This is a genomic window from Streptomyces rimosus subsp. rimosus (assembly GCF_000720725.1).
GTDB classification, from domain to species: domain Bacteria; phylum Actinomycetota; class Actinomycetes; order Streptomycetales; family Streptomycetaceae; genus Streptomyces; species Streptomyces rimosus_A.
The window spans coordinates 88,452-101,556 of the sequence record NZ_JOCQ01000014.1 but is presented as its reverse complement, the minus strand read 5'-3'; the positions used below and the strand labels follow the sequence as shown (position 1 = coordinate 101,556).

Sequence of the window (13,105 nt, the reverse complement as noted above, 5' to 3'; positions counted from 1 at the left end):
TTCCTTGCAGGTGTTCCGGCCCGCGGCCCTGATCCCCTGTTCCACTCAGCGGCACAGCGGGCGACAGGACACCGCCCGGTCGGCAGGCTGTCCACGCCGGCCGGGTTCCTCGTACCGCGCAGGCACACCGAGCTCCGACGGTCTGCTGGGAGGGCCTCATGAAGTCGTCCGCGACCCGGCCCGGGACCAGTGGGGACGCCCGCACCCCGCGCGGCGCCGTGGCCCGCGCCCGCTCCAGCGGCCCACTGGGCCTCTTGACCGCCGAGTTCGACGGTGTTCACGACGTGTGGCGTTCGGCCCCGGGGATGGTTTACGTGGCCGGCCCGGAGGCGGCCCGGGCGGTGCTGGGCAACCGACCGGCCATCGTGGCCGAGACGTCCGACTTCTACCGGACCCGGCACGGCGTCTTCGGGCCGCGGGCCGCGCAGGCGGAGATCGGCCGTGCGGCCCGCGCCCTGATGCACCACCACCTCGACGCCCGGCGGTCGCAGCTGCCCCGGCTGATCCACGAGCGCCTCGCGCCCCGCAGTTCCTGGCCGGACGCGGGGAACCTGCTCGTCCACGAGCACCTGGCGGATGTCCTGCTGCACCCGGGCGCGCCGATCTCCCTGCGTACGACGGTCGACAAGGTCGTCACCCGCGCTGTGCTGGCGGGTGCCCGCAGGCGCCACGCACCGCCGTCCAGGCTCCTCCTCCGCCACCGCGCGTCCGCCGCGCTGCAGGCCGAGATACGCGCCCGGCAACACCTGCGACAGCACCACGGCGGCAGCGCCGGCCCCCGAGACCTGCTCGATGTCGTGGTGGACGGCTGCGGTCCCGCGACGGCGTCCCACGATCTCGCCGAGGTCTACCTGTCTTTCCTGTTCGCCGCGGTGGGCTCCATCGGCTTCGCCCTCGGATGGTCGGTCCACCTTCTCGGCACCCACCCCGGCTGCCCCGCGGCGGCACCGGACCGGATCGTGCGCGAGGCCCTGCGCCTGTGGCCGGTGGCCTGGCTGTTCGCCCGTACGCCGCTGCGGACTCTGGAACTCGGCGGGACGACGGTGACGCCCGAGGACCGGCTCGCTGTGTGCACCTACCTGGTGCACCGGCATCCCGCGTACTGGGAGCGGCCCGACGAGTTCCTCCCGCAGCGCTGGGCGGCACCCGTCTCCCGGGCCGCCTACCTCCCCTTCGGGCACGGGCCGCACACCTGTGCCGGAGCGACCGTCACCCTCCGGCTCCTGGAGGACATCGTCGGCCTCCTCATCCATGACTGGCAGCTGTCGGTCATCCACGACGGCGGCGGGCCCCAGGTGGGCCCGGCGCTGGCTCCGCCGCGCTTCACCGCTGTGCTGAGCACACGTGCCAACAGCTCCGGAAGGAGGTGAACCCCCATGCGCGCGTTGTACCGCCAAGTGAAATCGGCTCTCAACATCCGACGCCAGTACGAGTACTTCTGGTACCTCTACCACCACATCTGACCGGCCCGGCGCGGGGACCCACGCCCGGCCGGCTCCCCGCGCCACGTAGGGGGAACGCTCGCCATGACCACTCCCCAGCACCCCGACGACTTCCTGCGTCTCATGCTGATGCGCAGCGCGGCCGAGGACGGGATCTTCTGGGTCGACGACGAACGGCTCGCCGTGTTCGATCCGGAAGCGGCCCGCCGGGTCAGCGCCACGAACTGGCACCGGTTCGTCATGCACGACCGACTGGTCGACATGGTGCGGCGGCGCCGGAGTCCCGAGGTGCGGTGGAGCCGGGTGAGGTCCGCCTGGCTCACCCAGCTGCACGCCCTGGCCACGCCGGAACACCACGGCCGGCTGATGGAGCGCATGGCACAGGTCATGGACGCGCGGCTCGACCGGGACGTGGACCTCACCATGCTCGGCCAGGACGTGGCCGTGCGGTCGTTGCTGCCGCTCGCGCTGTCGGGCCTTACCACCGGTGAGGCGGACCTCGTCCGCCGGGACCTGGAGATGAAGCTGCTGCGGCTGGTCTCGCCCGACCCGGGCAGCACCTGGCACCACCTGCGGTTCGTCGCGGTCCAGGTACGGTCGGGACTGGTCGTGCGCCGGGTCCTGCGCCAACGCGCCCGCGGGCGGCGAAGCCGCGAACCGGACCTCGCCGACCCGATCGTCGACCTGCTGCCCGAACTCGGCATGGACCGCGCCCTGGACGTGGTGACGGCCGTCCTCACCGCCATCGGCGGCCCGCCGGGCACGGCCGCCGCGAGCGTGCTGTACGAGTTCGCCCGCCGCCCCGAGTGGCAGCGGCGGCTCGCCGATGAGCTGGGTGCCGTCGACTCCGCCGCGTTCCGTACGGCACCGCCGGACGCGGCCCCGGTGACCCACCGCTTCGTCAAGGAAGTGCTGCGCCTGTGGAGCCCGCCGCTGCTGCTGGTACGACGCTCCACGGTCCCGTCCGACCTCGGCAAGACGCGACTGGCGCCGGGCGACTGGTACTTGCTGAGCCCGCACATGATCCATCGCGACGACCGCGTCTGGAAACGGCCCGACCTCTTCGACCCGGACCGATTTCTGCCCGGCGCGCCGCACGGCCCGGCGGACCGCACGTGCTACGTGCCGTTCGGCTGGGCGCCCAAGAAGTGCGTCGGCGCGAACGTCGCCATCGTCCAGCTGATGGCCCTGTGCCACCTGCTGTGCACCAGGTACCGCCTGACCGTGCACCGGCCGGACGAGGTCACGATGGCCTTGCGCTTCGCCCCGGTACCGGAGAACTTCCGGGGGCGACTGGCCCTCAGGTAGCGAGGGCCGATTTCTCAGTGAGCCTTTTCCAACCTCAGTTTGAGCATGCCAGGTGCAGGGTGAGGATGGCCTGGGCGAGGCTGGTGATACGGCTGGTAGAGCATCGCAGTTTGCGCATGAGCCGCCCCCGGCTGGGTGGACGAGCATGCGGAAAGCTCCTGGCAGGACGGCTCGGACTCGACACGCACCCGTCTACCAGGAGCTTCTCTACGCCCGGACCCCGCCCTCACCCCAGTGGCCCCGCTCCGCACGCAGGTTGAGGAAACCTCAGTGGGTGGTGGCATGAGGGAGCGCGCGCGGAAGTGCCCGGCGCCGATCAGGAGCGCGGGACGGTGGTCGAAGCGACACCGATCCCCTGCGTGCCCGCGTCGTGCCCGGCTACCTGCGGGCCGGGCGCGAGCTGGATTCGGTCGAGCTCGCGGCGCAGGGCCGAATCGGACTCCCCTCCGGCGTGCTCAGCAGTGCTCAGCGAGGAGCGGTATCGGCCGGGGGCCCTGCTCCCAGGAGCGCGAGGAGCCCGGGGAATCTCTTCTCGATGTCCGCGCGTCGTAGTCGGATGCCCTTGCGGTTGCCGTAGTCGATCTCGTCGATGAGACCTGCCTCGCGCAGGACCCGGAAGTGGTGGGTCTGGGTCTGCTTCGAGATCGGAAGATCGAACGAGTTGCAGCCCCGCTCGCTGTCGCTGCGGTCGGCGGCCAACTCCGTCATCACCGAACGACGGTGCTCGTCGGCGAGGGCGCGAAACACCGCACCCAGATCGAGCGCATCGGCCTTTGGGCCGCCCAGGTTCCTCCCGGCCACGCGGCACCTCCTTCAAGTACGACTTGCATCGTACCTGAAGGGCATGCTTCCCTGAGGTACGAAATTGATCGTACCTTGGTCCGGTTGCACCGCCCCGTGCCGCCGCTCCCTCGGACCCGGCCCGGCACTCGCCGGGGACCTGGTCATCGACATTCCGAGAGGTCATCGTCATGAAGAAGCCCGAGGTGCTGATAGTCGGTGCCGGAATCGCAGGGCCCGCACTCGCGTACTGGCTCTCCCGGAACGGCTACCGGCCGACGGTCGTCGAACACGCCCGGCAGCTGCGCTCCGGTGGCAGCGCGATCGTCGTGAAGGGGCCCGCGATCCCGGTCGCCGAGCGCATGGGCATCCTCCCGCAGCTCCGCGAACTCGCCACCCGCAACCGGTCGCTGACCCTGCTCGACCCCGGCGGCAGGCGCATCCTGCAACTCCCGCTCACCTCGGACAAGGCGCCGACGGTCGAGGTGACCCGAGCCGACCTGTCCGAGGTGCTCCACCGGTCGGCGCAGACCGAGGCCGAGTTCGTGTTCGACGACACGGTCACCGCTCTCGACCAGGATGAAGACGGGGTGGACGTCACCTTCCGGCGGTCCGCGCCACGGCGCTTCGACCTGGTAGTCGGTGCCGACGGGATGCACTCCACCGTACGGCGCCTGGTATTCGGGCCGGAGCGGCAGTTCGCGAGCGACCTGGGCCTGTACGGCGCGACCGTCCCGCTGGAACCCGACGCCATCGAGGACCCGACCGAGATGACGATGCTGACCGTGCCGAACCGGATGCTGGTTCTCCACCCCTCGCGGACCACCCCGCTCGCGATCTTCACCTTCCGGGCCGCACAGCCGGCGCCCCACGACCGCAAGAACATCGCCCTTCACAAGCAGACCGTGGCCGACGCCTACGCCGACGTGCGGTGGCGGGCACCGGAACTCGTGGCAGCCTTCCTCGACCACCCGGCTCCGTTCTTCGACCCCCTGACCACCCTCCGGGTGCCCTCGTGGTCCCGCGGACGGGTCGTACTGCTCGGGGACGCGGCGGCGGCGACGGCCCTGCTGGGCGACGGGTCCAGCATGGCGATGGCGGGCGCGTACGCCCTCGCGGAAGAGCTCGCCGCCCATCCCGGAGATCACGCCCGCGCCTTCGCCGCCTACGAGTCGCGGCTCCGCCGTGAGGTAGGCCCGCGGCAGCGACGCGTCGGTCTGCTCTCCAGGCTCATGGTGCCCCGCACCCGGCCGGGCCTCGCGGTGCGCAACGCGGTGGGCCGCGCGGTCGGTCGCACGAACCGGATCGCCTCTCGCGAAGCCGCGAACCGGTAGACCGGGTCCGCACCGACCGGTCACCGGTCGGTGCGCAGCTCCGCGGTAGCTCTCAGCCGGGTCGGCGCCGCCATGTCCGAATAACCGCACCCACACCAGGATCCGCTGCCCCGGCGAGCAAGCCATGGCCGCTCTGAAGGGCTGGTGCCGCCCGCAGAAACTCCGCTGTAGCACCAACCGGGTCACCGCCATCGTGAAGACCATCCCCGCCCTTCGTCACGCCTCAACCTGAGGTCGGAAAAAGCTCAGTGGCAGTACCGCCGCACACCCGCAGTCGTGCACTGGTGGCGGCCCTGTTCGAGGTGACCGACTCCGCACACCGACTGCACCGCCTCCCTGACGCCGTACAGCGCACCGGGCGAACCGTCAGCGTCGGCCTGCGTGGCCGCTGATCCGGGGTGTGAGCGTGTGAAGTCCCACCGGGAGCAGACGGGTTCCGATGAGCGGAACAGAGCATGACCGGGAGACCGCGGGCGTATCAGACTTCCGACTGCGTCATCTGAGCCGCAACCGTCGGAGGGTGCCGGATCATTCGGCTCCGCGCACCTCAAGACAGTGGGGAATCGCCATGGAAGCGCAATCTCTGTTGCATGAATTACGTGACACCGCATACCTGGACGGAATCGACGTAGGCACCTATCTCGACCTGGCCCGCGAGCAACACCCACAGCTGTACGCGGAACTCGACTTCGGCCGGGACGGCGCCCAACAGGCCCTCGAATCGCTCGCCCAGGTGTTCAACGAGTTCGAGACCGACGACCGGGAGAACGGTCGCGGAGATTCCTATCGCCGAGCTCAACAGAACATCGCCGTACGGATGACGGGAATCCGCCGGCTCTTCGAACTGGCCGGTGGAGTACGGGACGTACGGGACCTGCCCCCCACGTGGCGCACCCTGGACCTGCTCGCGGGCGACGGGCTGCTCACCCGAGCCCTGCAAGTGCTGGCACCGCAGGTGCGCGGCGGCGTCATCAGCAGCGACATCGCGCGCACGATGGTGACCGCGGCGCTGGCCGCGGGCCTGCCCGCGATCCGGCAGGACGCCCGGTTCCTCTTCATGCGGAACGCCACCATGGACGCCGTCATCCTGGCCTACGGAAGCCACCACGTGCCGCCGGACGACCGCACCACGGTGTTCCTGGAGGCCGCGCGGGTGCTGAGGCCGGGCGGACGGTTCGTCGTCCACGACTTCGAAGAGGGCTCGCCCTCCGCGCGCTGGTTCTCCGAAGCCGTCCACCGGCACTCCGCGGCCGGCCACCCATACCGGCACTTCACGACGGAGGAATTACGGCGGGGCCTCGGCGCGGCCGGACTGCGCGACATTCGCGTCCAGCGCGTCTACGACCCCTTCATCATGCACGCGGCCACACGCGAGGACGCCGTCGGGCAGCTCGCCGACTACATGCACGACATGTACGGCCTGTGCGGTCTCGACCGCGGCGACGCGACACGGGAATCGGTACGTGCGCGGGTCTGGAACCTGTGTGAGGAGTGTTTTCGCTTCGGCTCCCACGATGGTGGTGCCGACCGTACCGACACGTGGCCGCGAAGTCCCGCCGTGTACCGCGTGGGCGGGCAGTGGGTCGCGGAGATTCCACGTATCGCGCTCGTCGGAGTGGGCGAAAAATAGCCCGCCCCACGCACGCAAGGAAAACCAAGGGAAGCAAAGGCAGGAGAACAGGGGGGGCTTGGAAGATGTGTGGAATCGCCGCGGAATTACGGCCGCGCACGCCGGGAGAAGTGACCGTCGCGCGTATCGGGAAAATGCTCGCGGAGATCACGCACCGCGGTGACCCGGAGAACTCGGGAGGGGTCCGCGGGCTGCCGGGAGCGGCCCTGGGCTGCAACCGGCTGGCCATCGTGGACCGGGAGTCGGCGATCCAGCCGATGTCCGACAGCACCGGCGACCTGTGGGTCGCGTTCAACGGAGAGATCTACAACCACGCCGCCCTGCGACGCGAACTGCGCCGCCTCGGCCACCCCGTCCGCACCGGCTCGGACACCGAGATCCTGCTGCACGGATACCGGGAGTGGGGCCATGACCTGCCCGCACGTCTGGACGGCATGTTCGCCTTCGTGGTGTACGACGTCGCCCGCCGCGCATACCTGGCGGCCCGCGACCGGTTCGGGGTCAAACCGCTCTACCGGGCCACGGACGGCGACGCCGAGTACTTCGCGTCGGAGATGAAGTGCTTCCTCCCCTTCGGGCCGACGCCCGAGGTCTTCCCGGCCGGTCACTGGACGGACGGCAGCACCACGGTCCGCTACCACGAGGAGCCCGAACGGCCGGCGGCCGGGGCGGACAGCTCGCTGGTCGCGGAGTTCGGGCACCTGCTGGACGAAGCCGTCCGCAAACGGGTGGCCACGGACCTGCCGATCGGCGTCATCTACAGCGGCGGTCTGGACAGCGCCTCCGTGCTGGCCCTGGCGGCACGGCACCATCCCGACGTCACGGCCATCTCGGTCGGCTTTCCCGGCTCGTCCGACCTCACGTTCGCCATCAGGTCCTGCGCGGACCTCGGCATCCGCCATGTGGTGCGGCACCTGACCCTCGACGGCCTGGTGCGCGATCTGCCGGAGCGGGTCCGGGAGGCCGAGACGTTCGAGACGGTCGACATCATGGACGCCTCCGTCATGGCACCCGCCTTCGAGACCGCCGCCGAACTCGGCCTCAAGGTCGCCCTGGTGGGAGACGGCAGCGACGAACTGCTGGCCGGGTACGACCTCTTCCGGGAGCACCCCGACCCCGTGGAGCTCATGCGGTACCGGGTGGGGAACCTGCACCGTACCGATCTGCAGCGGGTCGACCGGGTGTCGATGCACCGCACCGTCGAGGCCCGGGTACCCTTCCTCGACCGCGACCTCGCCGATTTCGCCTGGCGGCTGCCGATGGACGTCAAGTACCGCCACGGCACCGAGAAATGGATCCTGCGGGAGGCCATGGTCGGCATCCTCCCGCCGTACCTGGCCCGGCGCCCCAAGATCCGGATGCCCGAAGGCACCGGCCTGCTGTATCAGTTGCTGGAACACGTCAAGGGGCAGTGGCCCGGCCGGGCCCCCGGCCGGGACCCGGAGCTGCGGCGCCGGATCGGACTGGACCAGCCGGACGCCGCGTACCTCCTGGAGCTGTACCTGGAACACGGCTATCCGCTGCCCCGAAGCCGTCACAAGCGGCCCGGCTGGGACTTCGCCCCCCACGGCTACTTCGCCTTCTCGGGCGCCGGGGCCCACTGACCGGTTCCGTCACCTGACGAGGAAGCCCGGCCGGGCAGTCCGTCGGGGAGCCCTGTGAGGAAGCCCGGCAAGGAAGCCGGAGGAAGAAAGCAAGAAGAGGAAAGGGACGACCCTATGGGGGATTCAACAGTGCTGCTGGTGTACGCCCGGGGCGGGCCGCCACCGAGCGACGCCATTCCGAAGGTCGCGGCCACCACGGACCGCCTCCACCTGTTGCTCCTCGACCCGCTGCCCCTCCCGGCGGTCGCCCTGGCGACCCGGTGCTGCACCTCGGTCACCGACCTCACCGCCGACCGCCCGGAACCGGGTGGGCTGATCGACAGGATCGTCGCCCTGGCCCGCCACACCGCGGCCGACGCGGTGCTGACCTTCTCCGAGTTCGCGCTGCTCGCCGTCGCCGAGGCCGCCGAGCGGCTCGGCCTGCGCGGGCCCGGTCCGGGCGCGGTCAGAGCCCGCAGCAAGCGCCTCATGCGGAGCACCTGGGCGGGCGCGGACCTGCCCGTACCCCGCTTCCGGTACGTCGACTCGCTCACCGACCTGGAACGGGCCTGGGCCGAACTGGACCCGCCCGTGCTGCTCAAGTCGGCGTGGGGCGCCGGGTCGATCGGCCAGGTCGTCCTGGAACGGGGGGCCCAACTGGCCGGCGCGTGGAGCCACATGCTCGGAGCGCTGACGGCGGCGAGGGCCCGCGGCATGAGCGAACTCAAGGCCGGCGAGGCCGGCCACGAACTCATCGTGGAAGAACTCATCCCGGCCACCACCGAGTCCTGGTACGACGGATCCGGCTACGGTGACTACCTCAGCGTCGAGGGAATGGTCGTCGACGGCGTCTACCACCCGGTGTGCGTCACCGGGCGGCTGCCCACGGTGCCCGACTTCACCGAACTGGGGAACATGGCGCCCTGTGTGCTGCCCGAGGCGCTTCAGCACACGGTCTCCGAGCTGTCGCGGCGGGCGGTCGACGCCCTCGGCCTGGGGACCTGCGGTACCCACACCGAGATCAAGCTGATGGCGGGCCGCCGCCTGTGCCTGCTGGAGACCGCGGCCCGGTTCGGCGGCCTGCTCCTCACCCAGCAGATCGAGGCCATCCACGGTGTGGACCTGGTCAGTGCGCTCACCCGGGCGCACCTCGGGCAGGATCCGGGCCTGCCGGACGGGCTGCTGACCGGCCCCGGACGCTGCGCGGCCGGCTCGGTCAACATCCTCGCGACCGACTCCCGTGGCCGGCCGTGGACGACCCGGCCGCTCTTCATCCCCGAGGCGGTGGACTGGGACCGCCTGTTGTCCCCGGGCAGCGGTATCCGGGTGGCACCCGATTTCACGGTCCCGTCCGGCACCCTCATGCACCGTTACCGGACCGGCCACGGCTCCCTGAACCTGGCGGGTGTCCTCCTCCTCACGGCACCCACCCCCCAGGTTCTGCTGCGCGATTCCTACGCGGTCCTCAACGGTCTCGAAAAAGCCTTGCCGGGCACCGCCCTCGCTCATGGCTGACCGGCCCCGGCCGCACCTCGCACCAGGCCGCCGGACCCCTGGTCCTCCGCGCGCCGGGGTGATGACGACCTGGCGCGAGGCGCCGCCCGCGGCCCGCGCCCTGATCGGCGGCATGTTCGTCAACCGGCTCGGCGGCTTCGTCCAGGTGTTCATCGTCCTCTACCTGACCGGCCTGGGGTTCTCCGCGACGCAGGCGAGCCTGACGCTCGCCGCGTACGGCACGGGCTCGGTGGCCGGAGTCCTCGCGGGCGGCCGACTGTGCGACCGCGTCGGCGGGCACGCCACCATCGTCGGGTCCATGGTGGTGTCGTCGGTGCTGCTGCCCGTTGTCCCGTTCACCCGCAATTTCACCGTACTGCTGCTCGTCCTCGCCCTTCAGGCGGCCGCCGGGCAGGCCTACCGCCCGGCCGCGGCCGACCTGCTGAGCCGTATGCTGCCGGCCGACCGGCACGTCATGATCTTCTCGATGTACCGATTGGCGATCAACCTCGGCGCCGCGGCGGCCCCGCTGCTGGGCGCGGCACTCGTCGCCCAATCGTACGAACTCCTGTTCTTCACGGAGGCGGCCGTCGGCCTGATCTACGCGGTGGTCGTCGCGCGCTACGTGCCCGGGCAACGACGCCGGGAACCAGTGGCCCGCGCCCGCCCGGGCTCACGCGGACGCGGCTACCGTCCGCTGCTCGCCGACCGCCGTTATCTGCTCCTGCTCCTCGCGATGCTGATCAGCACCCTGGTCTACGTCCAGTACCTGTCCGTCCTGCCGCTCGCCGTCCACGACCGGGGCCTGTCCACCACGGTCTACGCGGTGCTCATCGCGGTCAACGGACTCACCGTCGTCGCCTTCGAACTCCCGGTCAGCCGCTTCACCCAGCGGTGCCGCGTGCGGCCGGTGGCCGCCGCGGGAACGGCACTGACCTGCCTCGGTATGACGCTGTACGGACCGTACTGGGGCATCGCGGGACTGGTCGTCGCGACCCTGACATGGTCCTTCGCGGAAGCCCTGTCGGCCCCCACCCTCTTCCTGGCCTACCCGGCCAGGGCAAGCCCGCCGGACCTGCGGGGCCGCTACCTGGGCGCGGCGAGCGCGATGTACGGCCTCGGATCCACCGCGGGCCCGGCTCTCGCGGTCGCCGGCTGGGACGTGCTCGGCCGCTCCCTGTGGTGGTGGTCGGCCGTCGCCGGGCTGCTGGCCGTACCCGCCGCATGGGCAGGCGTACGGCCCGATGCACACGGCGACGGCTCACGTCCGGCCGTCGGCCCCTGACCCGGCCCATCGAAGACCCGGTCGGCCGAGGGCACCGCGCAGGGCGTCGGGCCTCGATACGCGATGCGGAACAGCCCCTTCTCCCAGCGGGTCACAACACCCGCCTGCTCGCTCGCCCGCCTGCAAGCCCCCGACCGGCATGAGCGCGCAGATCTCCGAACACGCCTCCCTGCGTCCGCTTCCCCGTCCCCCCGTGTCCGCCTCTCAAGTTCGGCGAAGGCGACGGCTGGCGCATCCTCGCCACCTGCCCCGGCCGGCGAGCCCGGCTCGTGCCGGGCCAGGCCGCGGTCGAGCGGCTCGCTCTCCTCCGCCTCGGCCCGGGGTGCGGCCTCGTCGGTGAGGCGGTGCCGGCGTGCCGTCCACGCCGTAGTGTCACCGCCGCAGGCCCGCACGTACGCCAAGACGACCGGCAGGGACGGCGGCCTGGTCGCCCGAAGCGGCCTGGGCCAGCGTCGCCACCAAATAGCTTGCCCTCTTGGCCATCTCGCGGTAGGTCGGCCCGCCTGCTTCCCGGCGCAGCGTGCATAACTCATACGCGAACTGCTCGACCGGGCCCGCTGTAGGAGCCCAGCAGCTTCCCCTTGCGTCCCGCCATCGAGCCTCCCCGCCAACTGCTGCCGCTCGGTGCTCGGGGCGGCCAGGCCAGGCAGCGCCCAAAGGTGCGGCAAGAGCGTTTCTGGGGCGTGGTCGTAGTTCTTGTATCCGGCCGAGCGCCGGACGCATTCGGCATTGAGCTCGGGCGGGGCCGCAGGTAAGACTGGCTTTATGGCCGAGCAGCGTCTCCCGGGCGGCAGGACAACTGGAGCGGTGCTTCGTGGTGGCGCAGTCCACCGGCCCGTCCAGCCGTGGACACCCGCGGTCCACGCGGTGCTGCGCCATCTGGAGGCCACCGGGTTGGAGGGCGCGCCCCGGGTCCTGGGAGTGGACGACCAAGGGCGCGAAATCCTGACTCACCTCGACGGGGAAACGGCGGGCGAGAACCTTCCCTGGCCCGCCTGGGTGTACTCACAGACCGCGCTGGAGGACCTCGGCCGGTGGGCCCGCAGGCTGCATGACGCGACCCGGTCCTTCGTGCCGCTACCGGGTGCGCGCTGGCTCGCCGGCCAGACTTGGCGCCCCGGCCTGGTCATCGGCCACCATGACGCCGCTCCGTGGAACGCGGTGTGGCGCGACGGACACCTGGCGGGCTTCTTCGACTGGGACACCGCCGGCCCCTCGACACGCGAGTTCGACCTGGCTTTCATGGCGCTGACCTGGGTCCCCCTGCACGCGCGCACCTTTGCTGAACGGACCGGATTCACCGCCTTCGAAGACCGCTCCCAGCGGCTGCACCGGCTGCTCGATGCCTACGCGTACGAAGGCGACCGCTCGGCATTCGGGACCGTGGTGGCCATGCGCGCCAGGACCAACGCGGAGGTCATCCGCCGTATGGCCGCCGATGGCGACCCGGTCTACACCGCTCTGGAACCGATCGCCACCGAACTGGACCAGGCCGCCCGCGAAGTCGACATGCTGCCTGCCTCCTTCTGGCAGCCCCCACCCCGCGGCTAGCGGCCCCGTCGAAACCAACTTCCCGCTGGAGTACCTGCGTGAGGCATATAGCGGCGGTTCAGAGCAGGATCCGGACCATACACGGCCCAACGCTCCCCCAACGACAGCCCCGCCCAGCATTACCGCAGGTCAGCGCCACCATGATCTCTGTATCACCAGCAGGCGAAGAACCTGTTGGCGTCGTATTCGCCGAAGAAGCTCGGGCTCTTCTGAGCGCACAAGAAAGGGCGCCTGCCCTGGGCTTTGCCCGTCAGACGCCTTCCGCTGGGCTCACTCAGAGCCAGGACCGACTTCACCCCGCGGGAGCGGTTCCTCCGCTGAGTCGATACCAATCCCGCAGAAACTGCTCGATGAGCCGGTTGGCCTGCTCGTGGACGCCGCAATGGCCTGCCCTGTTCCGGAACAGCCGCCCGTCCGGTGCCACGCCGAACCGTTCCATGTACGCCCTGAGCATGCGCACGAACTGTGGCGGGATGGGCACCGGCCGGGTCGCGGTGACCGCACGGCGCTTGAGCGCGTCCACCTCGTCCACCTCGTGCACCTCGTGCACCGGACCGTCGTCCTTCTCGTCACCGGTGGTCCGGTCACGGCGCACGGTCGCCGTTGCCGACAGGAGGGCCTCGGCGTCCTCGTCGTAGAGGTCCAACCCGAACGAGCCCGGTCGACGAACCGCACCGCCGCAGCCAGAACAACAGCAT

The 13,105-nt window shown here is 70.8% G+C and carries 11 protein-coding genes and 1 pseudogene; 9 read left to right on the top strand and 3 right to left on the bottom strand.

The genetic code is table 11. The annotated features are described in order from the left end of the window. Positions 1-158: 158 nt before the first annotated feature. The 3 genes from IH45_RS01000000143440 (at position 159) to IH45_RS0110390 (ending at position 2,750) form a co-directional block, all read left to right on the top strand. Positions 159-1,370 (top strand): cytochrome P450, encoded by a 1,212-nt coding sequence (locus IH45_RS01000000143440; protein ID WP_030664925.1) that lies wholly within the window; start codon positions 159-161, stop codon positions 1,368-1,370. Positions 1,371-1,376: 6 nt separating this feature from the next. After that, complete coding sequence (locus IH45_RS1000000151175) at positions 1,377-1,463, top strand: hyalucidin A family RiPP precursor (RefSeq protein WP_461791938.1); 87 nt, start codon at positions 1,377-1,379, stop codon at positions 1,461-1,463. A gap of 63 nt (positions 1,464-1,526) precedes the next feature. After that, positions 1,527-2,750, top strand: a complete 1,224-nt coding sequence (locus IH45_RS0110390; protein WP_030664922.1) for a cytochrome P450 — start codon at positions 1,527-1,529, stop codon at positions 2,748-2,750. A 34-nt stretch (positions 2,751-2,784) separates the two neighbouring features. Here IH45_RS0110390 and IH45_RS1000000147795 read toward each other — a convergent pair. Together IH45_RS1000000147795 and IH45_RS0110385 are read right to left on the bottom strand one after the other, a co-directional pair. Then, positions 2,785-2,874 (bottom strand): annotated as a pseudogene (locus IH45_RS1000000147795) (IS5/IS1182 family transposase); the annotation flags it as partial. Positions 2,875-3,215: 341 nt separating this feature from the next. Further along, positions 3,216-3,551 (bottom strand): ArsR/SmtB family transcription factor, encoded by a 336-nt coding sequence (locus IH45_RS0110385; RefSeq protein WP_030664919.1) that lies wholly within the window; start codon positions 3,549-3,551, stop codon positions 3,216-3,218. 170 nt (positions 3,552-3,721) lie between these two features. On the opposite strand from IH45_RS0110385, the gene IH45_RS0110380 reads away from it, so the two are divergent. The 6 genes from IH45_RS0110380 (at position 3,722) to IH45_RS0110355 (ending at position 12,407) form a co-directional block, all read left to right on the top strand. Beyond that, on the top strand, positions 3,722-4,864 hold the full coding sequence (locus IH45_RS0110380) for an FAD-dependent monooxygenase (protein ID WP_030664916.1): 1,143 nt from the start codon (positions 3,722-3,724) through the stop codon (positions 4,862-4,864). Between the two features lie 568 nt (positions 4,865-5,432). Then, on the top strand, positions 5,433-6,494 hold the full coding sequence (locus IH45_RS0110375) for a class I SAM-dependent methyltransferase (RefSeq protein ID WP_158813002.1): 1,062 nt from the start codon (positions 5,433-5,435) through the stop codon (positions 6,492-6,494). 110 nt (positions 6,495-6,604) lie between these two features. Next, positions 6,605-8,098, top strand: a complete 1,494-nt coding sequence (locus IH45_RS0110370; RefSeq protein WP_158813000.1) for an asparagine synthetase B family protein — start codon at positions 6,605-6,607, stop codon at positions 8,096-8,098. A gap of 114 nt (positions 8,099-8,212) precedes the next feature. Further along, positions 8,213-9,592: an ATP-grasp domain-containing protein gene (locus tag IH45_RS0110365; RefSeq protein WP_030664905.1), complete on the top strand. Its 1,380-nt coding sequence runs from the start codon at positions 8,213-8,215 to the stop codon at positions 9,590-9,592. Between the two features lie 61 nt (positions 9,593-9,653). Then, positions 9,654-10,856: an MFS transporter gene (locus IH45_RS0110360; protein WP_050514704.1), complete on the top strand. Its 1,203-nt coding sequence runs from the start codon at positions 9,654-9,656 to the stop codon at positions 10,854-10,856. A gap of 765 nt (positions 10,857-11,621) precedes the next feature. After that, positions 11,622-12,407, top strand: coding sequence for a phosphotransferase (locus IH45_RS0110355; protein WP_030664900.1), 786 nt, complete (start codon positions 11,622-11,624; stop codon positions 12,405-12,407). 292 nt (positions 12,408-12,699) lie between these two features. Here the strand turns inward: IH45_RS0110355 and IH45_RS1000000150985 are convergent, their stop codons facing one another. Next, positions 12,700-13,053: a hypothetical protein gene (locus IH45_RS1000000150985; protein WP_030664896.1), complete on the bottom strand. Its 354-nt coding sequence runs from the start codon at positions 13,051-13,053 to the stop codon at positions 12,700-12,702. Positions 13,054-13,105 lie beyond the last annotated feature (52 nt).

Excerpts from the sequence above, each read along its gene's own strand:
- IH45_RS01000000143440 (WP_030664925.1), top strand. The coding sequence starts at position 159 with ATGAAGTCGTCCGCGACCCGGCCCGGGACCAGTGGGGACGCCCGCACC.
- IH45_RS1000000151175 (WP_461791938.1), top strand. The coding sequence starts at position 1,377 with ATGCGCGCGTTGTACCGCCAAGTGAAATCGGCTCTCAACATCCGACGC.
- IH45_RS0110390 (WP_030664922.1), top strand. The coding sequence starts at position 1,527 with ATGACCACTCCCCAGCACCCCGACGACTTCCTGCGTCTCATGCTGATG.
- IH45_RS0110380 (WP_030664916.1), top strand. The coding sequence starts at position 3,722 with ATGAAGAAGCCCGAGGTGCTGATAGTCGGTGCCGGAATCGCAGGGCCC.
- IH45_RS0110375 (WP_158813002.1), top strand. The coding sequence starts at position 5,433 with ATGGAAGCGCAATCTCTGTTGCATGAATTACGTGACACCGCATACCTG.
- IH45_RS0110365 (WP_030664905.1), top strand. The coding sequence starts at position 8,213 with ATGGGGGATTCAACAGTGCTGCTGGTGTACGCCCGGGGCGGGCCGCCA.
- IH45_RS0110360 (WP_050514704.1), top strand. The coding sequence starts at position 9,654 with ATGACGACCTGGCGCGAGGCGCCGCCCGCGGCCCGCGCCCTGATCGGC.
- IH45_RS0110355 (WP_030664900.1), top strand. The coding sequence starts at position 11,622 with ATGGCCGAGCAGCGTCTCCCGGGCGGCAGGACAACTGGAGCGGTGCTT.